Below are 9783 nucleotides of genomic sequence, written 5' to 3' on the forward strand. Positions count from 1 at the left end.
AACCATGTCAGGAAATGCTGAAAATATCGCTGCCACCGGAGGAACGGTTGTTCTTGGGAAAAACTCAGTCATCTCAAAAGATGCTATCATTAGTGCTTCAGGGTACACTACCCAGGCAAGGATTCTTGGAAATCTGACGGTAGAGGAAGAGCACAACGGGGAGAGCGGGTTTAGTATGAAAGAGATTGGAGATATGATTGAAGCATTCATTACCTTCGCGATGATCCTCTGCTTCTTTGGATTTTTAATCCTGGGCATCATCTTTGTAAAACTCTGCCCCGCCTTTTACACCTCCCTTGTTAAAACCGGGAAAGAAAAGACCATCATCTCATTCATTGCCGGGATTGCAGGACTTATAATCGGATGTGTACTCTGTGTCATTCTCCTGATAACCATAATCGGCATACCCTTTGCATTCCTTCTCTTCCTTCTGATACTCCTGGGGCTGATGCTGGCGAATATTCTCACCGGCGCACTGGTTGGTGAATGGATACAACAGCTTGCCAAAAAAGAGGTCAGTTTAATCTGGGGATTTGTTGTTGGATTTATCGTCCTGAATGCACTGTTCTTTATTCCCTATATCGGATTTATCTTCTGGGTTGTATCAGTATTCCTCGGATTTGGAATGCTGGTTCTTACCTGCTATGAGGCATATGCAGACTCAGGACTCTAATCTTTTTTTCTGACCGGTTAATTCAAGTAATCACAGCACTATTTACCTGTATATCAGGAGAGACTGATGCCGGAACAGATGGGAGCTGAAGCTGCGTTACTGGTACTCGGGGTTATCATACTCAATGCCAGTGTTATCTTATATATTGTAACCGGTAAGCCACGACTCCGATATTTACTCCTTCTGGATATCAGCCTTGTATTCTGGATCATAAGTTATGGAATGAATCTTCTCACCCATGGACCACAAATGACCGGTACATGGCAGATTATTAGCCTTATGGGGATGACGCTGGTTTTGTTCTCATTTACTGCAGCGTTTGTGGATTATATAAAAAATGGAGATACCTGAGGTTACAAAGTGACAGTACCCTTCCCCTTGTGGGTGTTGTGTTTAAATGCCGGGTCATCGTCAGTTGCCATTGCCCAGATGAAGGATACCTCTTCTCCTGGAGAAAGGACTGCATCATATGCATCACCGGTATCAAGTGCCCGTTCAAATTCAACAATGGTCACCCCTCCTTCTTCGGTCACTGAGAGATTTACAATATCATCAGTACCGCCAAGTTCAGTGTCTGCCGGGTGGGGTCCGAAATTTCCGGTAGAGAATGAATCTGCCCAGTACACCTCACCATCTGCAATACCTGCAAGAATAATATCTGCATCCTTCATCATCTGGGACGGTTTTAACCCGATACCCACCCATCCGGTTGTCTTACCCTGAAGACCGATATAGATACGGTCATCAATCACCGTCCAGAAGAGCTGGTAATTCCCATTATCAAATGACTCAGCATGTTCATACTCCCCTTCACTGATGACCCCGTCAGCTGCCGGACCGGCTGCTGCAGATGAGAGAGAGAGAAGGCAGAACATCATAAGGCCAAGTAAGAATCCTGCACGTGTTGACATAACAACTCATAGGATCTGTATCATGATAAATTTCTGTGTAACCGATCAGAAGAAAGATATCATAAATGTGCTGAAATAAATCCTATGCTTCTTCTTATGACACTTGGGACCGGTATCGGCACATCTGACGAGGATGCCCTGTCCCGGCTTGTCAGATCCTGCAGTTTTGCAATACATTCATACCGTCCTGCCAGGATTATCTATTTCTGTTCAGAAAAAAGTGAAAGAACCATCGAACCAGTTCACCAGGCACTCACCGAACAATTCAGGATTTCACCTCCTCAGTTCTCAGTCTGCATGATCTCTGATCCGAACGACTTTACCGGGTGTTTTGAACTGATCTATGGTGTTGCTTCTCTGTATCATGAAGAAGAAGTCGTGATAGAAGCTTCATCCGGAACGAGGGAGATGATCATGGCTGCTGAAATTGTCTCATTTCTGACCAGAAACCCTGTTTCTCATGTGACCGGTGAGAAATCAGGGGGGATGATCATCCCCGGAACAGAGAGGATCAAAGAGATGGTGCTCTTTGCTGCATATGACCGGCTCCAGCTGCACCGGGCAATATATGCATTTAATCAAAATCATTTTGGCAGCTCTCTCAGACTTTTAGAAGGGATTACCAGTCTTCCTGAACGCGATATCTATTACACACTTTTTAATGGATACTGGCACTGGGATAAGATGGATTATGAAAAGGCTTATAAATACCTTGAACATGTGCCAGATCTTGATATCCTGATCCCCTTGAACCGGAAGTTCCTGAAAAGACTTTTGGAACTTGACCGGATGGATGATACAATATTAAACCGGAAAGAACGACTCAGGGTCAGACAGCAGAAATATATCTACATGCTCCTTGACCTCCTCCACAACGCGAAGAGACGGATCGATGGTGAGCGGTACGATGACGCACTTGCACGGCTGTACCGGGTTGTTGAACTCATCTCCCAGGTTTTATTGCTCAGTTATGGAATTGATGACAATGAGGAGAAGATCCGGTTTGCGGATCTCAAAAAGATGCTTCGAAAACAGGATATTTCAACATATGCCAGAAAGTCTGACAGGAATGGTATCATCAGGATAGGACTTCGATATAAATTCCTCCTTTTAGAAGACCTTGGTATGAAAGGGGCTGACCGGTGGTACTCTGATCTCCAGCAATACATCATGATCAGGAATGATTCGATTCTTGCTCACGGTCTGACTCCGGTTCCGGGAGATGTTGCAAAGGATATGTGGAATGAGGTCAGGAATGTAATCACTGAGGCATGTAATGGATCAGGAGAAAATCTTGAGGAACTCTTCAGATCATCAGAATTCCCAATTCTGGAGAATCACCAGTTGGAACAATAACAAGAACACAAAGAGAGAGGGTTATTCCAGAGTTGAGACCCAGACCGAATTGAGGGACCGCTTACCTTTTTCGTCCCCGCGTTTACAGAAAAGTTATACTGACACCAGAGCATTTCTGACAAAATAGGGGCCGAAATGAACCAGGAATACACAATTTAATACTTCACGCGAGGTTAGAGTAAATAGCTCTGTTTATGTCCATGTTGCCAATACCGAAATAACCAGATTACGAAATTCTTCTCTATCGAAATATATAAAGGAAAGTGGGGTGGTTCAGGTTCAGTGAATGGCAAATTTATATCAGGAATTTCTCTGTATCTCAGGATCCGATGAATTATGCACCTCTTCATTATCAGGATGGGACATTGTTGTTCCATCTTAAGGAGATGGGGATTTTTCCTGCCATTGGCCAGACGAAAAAATGATTTTTACCAGGTTTTGGGGATAAAATCATCAGTATTTACAATGCTGGCACTATCTCCTGTAGCCCGAATCACAAAAAGGCCATTTTTCTCTGCCATTGCAGCCGTTCCGGCATCTTCGGATATGAATGCAACCGCTCCAAATACCTTTTTATCTGAATATTCCGGCATCCATTTCTTTGCCTGTGTGAGTTTATCCAGAAAATGATTAATATCATCCCGCCGGAGTGTTGTTTTTAATTCAATAATTACTATTTCTGATCCATTTATTGCGATGATATCAAACTCATAATCAACTCCGTCACGACGGCCTGCTCTTCGTTTCAGGGTGTCAGTTACTTTTATGCCCCGTTGGTTCAGGATAGGTATTATATCTCCTTCCACCAGGGATTCAACGAGTTTTCCCCATTGGGAGGTAAATAAACGTTCCAATTTGTTAAGTTTTTTATCGGTTTCTTTAAATTTTTTATCAGTCTCCTGAAATTTCTCTGTTAAAATCCTGTCAGTCTCTTTGAATTTTTTGTCAGTCTCCTGAAATTTCTCTGTTAGAATCCTGTCAGTTTCTTTAAATTTTTTATCAGTCTCCTGAAACATAAACCAAACTTTTTCAAATGATAATGGTCCGTCTGTGGTATTGTTATCAGAAGGAGGAGATGTTTTGGGTTTAGAAGAAGGTACCATATTTGAATATACTATTGTGATCGCAAGTATTAGATGTTCCGGAAATAGTCCTAAAATTCTTAAAGGGTTTCATTTTTTCGCTCATATATGGACATATCAGATAACATGTGAAATGTGGTCAGGAATGTAATCACTGAGGTATGTAATGGATAAGGAGAAAATCTGGTAGAAATCTTCAGATCATCTGAGTTTTCAATTCTGGTAAATCACCAGCTGGAACAATATGAACCACGAAGAGAGAGAGAGGGTTATTCCAGGGTTGAACCCCAGACCGAATTGAGGTACCGCTGACCTTTTTCGTCCCCGCGTGTACAGAAATACTTGTATTCAAGCCCATACTCTTTGGCAATCGGGCAATCCTCACATTTACATCCCTCTTCAAATGATATGCAGAGAAAACTCTGACCGATCATACAGAAGAGTTTTTCGCGCTCCACAATTGCGCATTTATTATAACTCGGACAGGTCGGACAGATGCATTTTGTCTTTTTTTCCTCAATGATCTTGTCCTGTTCTTCTGCCGGGAGTTTCTTTAAATCCCGGACAAAGGTGTTGAAAACGTCCATCGAGATCCCTCGTTGGAGTGTTATGATTTCATTCGTATAAATCTGTTCATTTTTATCTGGAGGAGAACCAGACCTCTGAGCATGCAACCATGTTACTCTTTAGGATCATAATATAAACGTATATGGGCACATGATACTCTCGTCCTGCAAAAAACTCTACCAAAAGGAGACTCATCGGACCAGATCTCCAGAAGAGACCTATGAAGCAGTCCATGACCTCACCGGGCCGGCCGGAATTACCAGGGTTGCTGATATCACCGGTCTTGACAGGATAGGCATCCCTGTTTTTTCCTGTATTCGTCCGGTTGCTGCCGAAGGCGCTATAACGGTATATAACGGAAAAGGAGCAACCCCCATCGCTGCAAGAGTATCTGCAATCATGGAAGGACTTGAACGATATTCAGCAGAGGTCCATGACCGCAGCCCTAAGACCATGACCTATGACCAGATCCGTTTGGAGAAGAATGCAATACGACCAGATACTCTCATTCTTCCCGAATATGCAGAACCGGAATGGCCGATTCCCTGGTGGCAGGGATATGATATCCTCCGCAATGAAGAGGTTTGGGTTCCTGCACATGCAGTCTTTCATCCGGTACCCCGGATCATGGGAAAGTTATTCAGGACCAGTACTAACGGAATCGCATCAGGCAATACCTATGAAGAAGCAGTCTTTCACAGCCTGTGTGAACTTGTAGAGCGGGACGCCTGGTCATTGGTAGAAGCATCACAGAATGCAGGTCCGGTAATAACAGACGTGACCCACCCGGTTGCCTGTGAACTTCTTGATAAGTTTAAAGAGGCCGGGATAGATGTAATTTTGCGCGATATCACCAGTGACCTTGGTATCCCGACCGTCGCGGCAGTATCAGATGATCTTCAGCTACGCGATCCGACGCTCCTGTGCATCGGCATGGGATCACATCTCTGCAGTGAGATTGCAATTCTCAGAGCCCTCACAGAAGTAGCTCAGAGCAGGGCCACACAGATCCATGGAGCACGGGAAGATACCCAAACGACGCATTTCCTCTCAAAAGTCGGATACGACCGGGCCAAGCGATTGAATAAAAAATGGTTTACCACAAAAGCGGAAATCACATACAAAGATATGCCATCATACCATACCGATGACTTTCTGGATGACATACACATTGTTCTTGACCGCTTAAAAGCAGCAGGGCTTGACCGGGTTATCGTACATGACCTGACAAGGCCTGAAATAGGGGTGCCGGTTGTCAGGGTGATTGTGCCTGGACTTGAACACTATGCAATGGATCCCGAACGAATCGGGGAACGGTGTAGACGTGCACGACGTAATTATATTCCTGGGACCAAGCCTGTCGATTCCTGAAGCGCTGCGAATCCTTGCTGCCGACTACCGTCCACCGGTAAGACGGGTTGATCTTCTTGAGATCATTCATATCAGACCCAAAGTGGTTGGAATCATCGACGGAGTGTTTTTTGAGGATGCCGCCGTTGGTCACCGGGAAGTCCTTGAAGTGATGAAACATGGAATTACTGTCATCGGTGCCTCAAGCATGGGTGCGCTCCGTGCCGCAGAACTTGAACTATTTGGCATGATTGGAATTGGTGAGATCTTCAGAATGTATAGGAACGGGGAGATCGAATCAGATGATGAAGTGGCCCTTATGTGTGACCCTACAACAAACATGGCCTTTTCTGAGGCGCTGGTAAACATCCGGATCACCCTCCGGCATGGGGTCAGTACCGGATTTTTCACGATTAATGAAGCAGAACAGATACTAAAAACCGGACAGTCGCTCTGGTATCCTGACCGGTCATGGCCACGCATCCTGAAAGACTGCGCCTTTGATCCAGACCGGAAAGACGCGATGATGAACTGGATCAGAGAACAGCGGATTGATCAAAAGCAGGAAGACGCAAAAGAAGCCCTTGCCTACATCAGAGACAGGTTTTGTTCATGAAAAGAATACAACCATCATATTCCTCCAGCCGGTTTGAGAGACAATTGCCTCTTATCGGCCCTGAGGGACAGAAGAAACTGGAAAATTCCACAATCCTCATTGCCGGGGTAGGAGGACTTGGGTCGCCTGCTGCAACCTATCTTGCCCTGGCCGGTGTTGGTGAACTGATTATCGTCGATGACGATCGTATTCAGGAGTCAAACCTGAACCGGCAGTTCTTACACGCCGCTGCATCAGTCGGTCTTCAGAAGGTATATTCAGCAGAGGCAACTCTTGGCAGTCTCGCACCTGATACATCGGTTGTTGCATATCCTGGCCGGATTGATGAAATATCAGCAGATCGGCTGGTTGCAGACGCAGATGTGGTCATTGATGCCCTGGATAACTACGAATCACGGTTTGTTCTTCATGAAGCTGCCTGGAATGCAGAAGTTCCCTTTATACACGGAGCTGTTGAAGGGTTTTCAGGTCAGATGACCAGTATCATACCTAAAAAAGGCCCCTGTCTGTCCTGTCTTATACCTGCTGTACCTCCAAGTGGAAAAGTCCCGGTCATAGGGGCAACAGCAGGAGTAATCGGATCAATGCAGGCTATGGAGGCGATAAAATACCTGACCGGAATCGGGACGATGATCTCTGGGAGATTATTCCTCTGGGACGGGCAGGCAGGACGAAGTGAATTTTTACATATCGGGAGTCGGAAGAACTGTCCGTTTTGCTCGAAGGGGAGAGAATAAGATGAAGATTTTGATTCGCTGTTATGCACGATTCAGGGATGCGTTTGGGGAGGAGCAGGCCCTGGAACTTCCGGAAGGGGCTACAATTCTAGATGCGGTCAGAACCCTTGCCGGTACCGGTCCTGATGCTGAGCTGCTCATTGATAATGTGGGAAATATCAGAAGTTATGTGATGATCATGCATCATGATGTACGGGTTTCTCCAATGGAAGCCGAATCAGTATCCCTTTCCGATGGCGATATGATCATACTCTTCCCACCGGTTTCAGGAGGATAGATATGATTGCAATTACCCGTGACCCGATTGATCCGTACAGGTTTATTGAATCTGCAAAGAAACCCGAGACCGGGGGAATTGTTACCTTTATCGGAACAGTCAGGGATGACGGGATAGAGGCTCTTGACCTTGATGTGTGTGAAGAAGTAGCATTATCTGACCTGAACAAGATAGCAGAGCAGGCAACGGCCGACTATCATCTGAATACCGTAGATATCATTCACCGGGTCGGGCGTATGCAGCTGACCGAGACGATCCTGGTCATTGTCGTCGGTTCATCTCACCGTCAGGAGGGATTTGCAGCCTGCTCATGGATACTTGAGCAGATTAAGGCATTCGTCCCAATCTGGAAGAAAGATATCTGGAAAAACGGTGAGTCCTGGCACTTCTCAAAAGAAGAGGGCAATTAAAACCTCTTTCCGGTTTTGTATCCATAGGCTCCGAGAGCCAGGATAATAATCCCAATAACAAACGTGATGTAATGCCACCAGGCAGTTCCCTGCATGATGTTGTTTATTCCAAGGAGAATGAATATGACACCGGCTGCCATGGTAATGATATTCGAAGTTTTCACATCCATAAATATCATATCATCCTTTCTGATATTGAAAGAGATCGGAAGGGATAGAATATCCGAAGATACTGATAACAGAACAATGGCTCTTAATCCAGGGAGGGAATCTGTTCTGTGACCTCAAACACTGATAATCCCTGGTTTCCAATACAATAAATCACAAATAGCCGGATATCAGCTTCAGGATACTCATGCCTGAGTCCTTCTGCATACCCCCGGATCTGCAGCGTATCCTCTTCCCGAACGGTGAACTCTTCCAAAGTCGTTTTCATTCCGGCCCAATCAGTATTTGAGAAATATTTAAATTCTATGACCCAGCGAAGCCCGGCAAACTTTTCATTGAACTTTCCTACAAATTCAAGATCAGTCCGGTCCTTCGGGTATGAGCGTTCAACGTTCCAGACAAACCATGTGGAGAGGTACCGACTGCAGAGTTCAAAGAACGTCGTCCGGGAAAGTTCTCATTCACTTGAGAAAAGACTGCTTCAGGCAGCTGACTCACATAGAGTCGCCAGTAATCGGAGAAGAGCTGAGTAAGATCTGGTTTATTTACAAACGTCTGCATCATACTGGCATACCTGGTTGATACATCTATCGAGTTCAGTTCATTGAAATACTCGGTGACTATCTTTCTCATATTCAGGTTTGGGAGGGTGAGCATGAACTGATCCTTCCGGGTTAGAATTCCCAGATAAAAAAGTGATATCGGATAATACGGCGGATCAAAAAATTGATTGAGATTAAACTTTGAAACAAGGTATTCGTCATCAAAGGAGACTTCTCCAGATGTCAGAAGCGATGATACCATCTCTTCAGTCGTTTCGCGCCGACCTGTTATTCGCTGAATCCAAAAGAGATCAGTCCGCAAATTCAGGTCAGTCAGTATCTTTGGAATAATCCTCTGAGAGCAGAACTGAGAGAGGAAGAACATGAGCATCGTTGGGTTATAGACCGCTTCTGTCTCTGTGGAAACGAAATGATACCCATTATACTGACTTTTTATTACTTCCTGGACCTGTTTTCGTGTCCCTGGATCAAACTGATAATCCTCATATATCAATCAAGAAGAGAGGAGACCTCAGTATCGGTAAATCCAAGCATCTGTTCAAAGGCAGGATCCAGCGTGATAAATGAAGCAATATTATAACTGGAGGTCAGATCATCAATAGCAATGGGAAGCACTCCGGTGATGAATACATTCGCAATAGCGCCTGTTTGTCGTCCTTCCTTGAGAACTTTAAAGAAAGTCCGGAGAAAACTATCCCCTGACGTGATCTCCTTATACAGATGATCCTGATGACTGGTAATATACTGATTGACAAAGTTGTCATACTCATCGATGTTAACATACACCTGGGAAGCCCCGGTTTTCTGCAGATAGCCGAGCCAGAGGGAGAGAGCAGTTGAGGCTTTTTCATCAGGGGCGAATTTTGGAGCTGCCTGCAAATAATCAGGATATGAATACCATGTCTCCAGAATCCGGCCAGTACAAATGCGATTAAATGCATATTCTATATCTTTGAGATTATCTGATACGGCAATAACAGAAAAATCAAATTTCAGTACGATATACTGGTTGTGAGAGTCTGTTGGGTACTGTCCTATCCAGGTATTCTCGAACAACTCCTCAAACCGATTAA

General features: G+C 44.8%; 14 protein-coding genes and 1 pseudogene. 8 read left to right on the forward strand and 7 right to left on the reverse strand.

Features of this window, described 5'->3' with window-relative positions; genetic code table 11:
- Positions 1-673, forward strand: a 673-nt coding sequence (locus LDL35_RS11965) for a hypothetical protein (RefSeq protein WP_304022666.1), incomplete at its 5' end; no start/stop codon positions are given.
- Between the two features lie 66 nt (positions 674-739).
- On the forward strand, positions 740-1024 hold the full coding sequence (locus LDL35_RS11970) for a hypothetical protein (protein WP_304022669.1): 285 nt from the start codon (positions 740-742) through the stop codon (positions 1022-1024).
- Between the two features lie 2 nt (positions 1025-1026).
- Here the strand turns inward: LDL35_RS11970 and LDL35_RS11975 are convergent, their stop codons facing one another.
- Positions 1027-1584 (reverse strand): DOMON domain-containing protein, encoded by a 558-nt coding sequence (locus LDL35_RS11975; protein ID WP_304022672.1) that lies wholly within the window; start codon positions 1582-1584, stop codon positions 1027-1029.
- Between the two features lie 84 nt (positions 1585-1668).
- Between LDL35_RS11975 and LDL35_RS11980 the strand changes: the two genes are divergently transcribed.
- Positions 1669-2940, forward strand: a complete 1272-nt coding sequence (locus LDL35_RS11980) for a TIGR02710 family CRISPR-associated CARF protein (protein ID WP_304022675.1) — start codon at positions 1669-1671, stop codon at positions 2938-2940.
- 428 nt (positions 2941-3368) lie between these two features.
- Here LDL35_RS11980 and LDL35_RS11985 read toward each other — a convergent pair whose 3' ends face one another.
- Complete coding sequence (locus tag LDL35_RS11985; RefSeq protein ID WP_304022677.1) at positions 3369-3956, reverse strand: hypothetical protein; 588 nt, start codon at positions 3954-3956, stop codon at positions 3369-3371.
- Positions 3957-4291: 335 nt separating this feature from the next.
- Positions 4292-4609, reverse strand: a complete 318-nt coding sequence (locus LDL35_RS11990) for a DUF2769 domain-containing protein (RefSeq protein WP_304022680.1) — start codon at positions 4607-4609, stop codon at positions 4292-4294.
- A 130-nt stretch (positions 4610-4739) separates the two neighbouring features.
- Between LDL35_RS11990 and LDL35_RS11995 the strand changes: the two genes are divergently transcribed.
- The 5 genes from LDL35_RS11995 to LDL35_RS12015 are packed head-to-tail and all read left to right on the forward strand — an operon-like array spanning position 4740 to position 7979.
- Positions 4740-5960 (forward strand): YcaO-related McrA-glycine thioamidation protein, encoded by a 1221-nt coding sequence (locus LDL35_RS11995; protein WP_304022683.1) that lies wholly within the window; start codon positions 4740-4742, stop codon positions 5958-5960.
- Positions 5914-6555, forward strand: a complete 642-nt coding sequence (locus tag LDL35_RS12000; protein WP_304022685.1) for a TfuA-related McrA-glycine thioamidation protein — start codon at positions 5914-5916, stop codon at positions 6553-6555. The genes LDL35_RS11995 and LDL35_RS12000 overlap by 47 nt, the downstream gene beginning before the upstream one ends.
- Positions 6552-7292, forward strand: coding sequence for a HesA/MoeB/ThiF family protein (locus LDL35_RS12005; RefSeq protein WP_304022687.1), 741 nt, complete (start codon positions 6552-6554; stop codon positions 7290-7292). The genes LDL35_RS12000 and LDL35_RS12005 overlap by 4 nt, the downstream gene beginning before the upstream one ends.
- Before the next feature lies 1 nt (position 7293).
- A complete protein-coding gene (locus tag LDL35_RS12010; RefSeq protein ID WP_304022689.1) occupies positions 7294-7569 on the forward strand; it encodes a MoaD/ThiS family protein in 276 nt (91 codons plus the stop codon).
- Positions 7570-7571: 2 nt separating this feature from the next.
- Entirely contained in the window at positions 7572-7979 is a 408-nt protein-coding gene (locus LDL35_RS12015) for a molybdenum cofactor biosynthesis protein MoaE (protein ID WP_304022691.1), read from the forward strand.
- Here LDL35_RS12015 and LDL35_RS12020 read toward each other — a convergent pair.
- The 4 genes and pseudogenes from LDL35_RS12020 to LDL35_RS12035 form a co-directional block, all read right to left on the reverse strand.
- Positions 7976-8149, reverse strand: coding sequence for a hypothetical protein (locus LDL35_RS12020; protein WP_304022692.1), 174 nt, complete (start codon positions 8147-8149; stop codon positions 7976-7978). The genes LDL35_RS12015 and LDL35_RS12020 overlap by 4 nt on opposite strands.
- An 83-nt stretch (positions 8150-8232) precedes the next feature.
- Positions 8233-8535 (reverse strand): annotated as a pseudogene (locus tag LDL35_RS12025) (PD-(D/E)XK nuclease domain-containing protein); the annotation flags it as partial.
- Positions 8493-9203 carry an AAA family ATPase gene (locus tag LDL35_RS12030; protein ID WP_304022694.1) on the reverse strand — a complete coding sequence of 237 codons (711 nt, stop codon included), beginning with the start codon at positions 9201-9203 and terminating at the stop codon, positions 8493-8495. The pseudogene LDL35_RS12025 and the gene LDL35_RS12030, both read right to left, overlap by 43 nt.
- A partial coding sequence (locus LDL35_RS12035; RefSeq protein WP_304022696.1) for an AAA family ATPase occupies positions 9200-9783 on the reverse strand: 584 nt, incomplete at its 5' end. The genes LDL35_RS12030 and LDL35_RS12035, both read right to left, overlap by 4 nt.

Origin of the sequence: Methanospirillum hungatei (genome assembly GCF_020216685.1) — an archaeon.
Lineage (GTDB): Archaea > Halobacteriota > Methanomicrobia > Methanomicrobiales > Methanospirillaceae > Methanospirillum > Methanospirillum hungatei_B.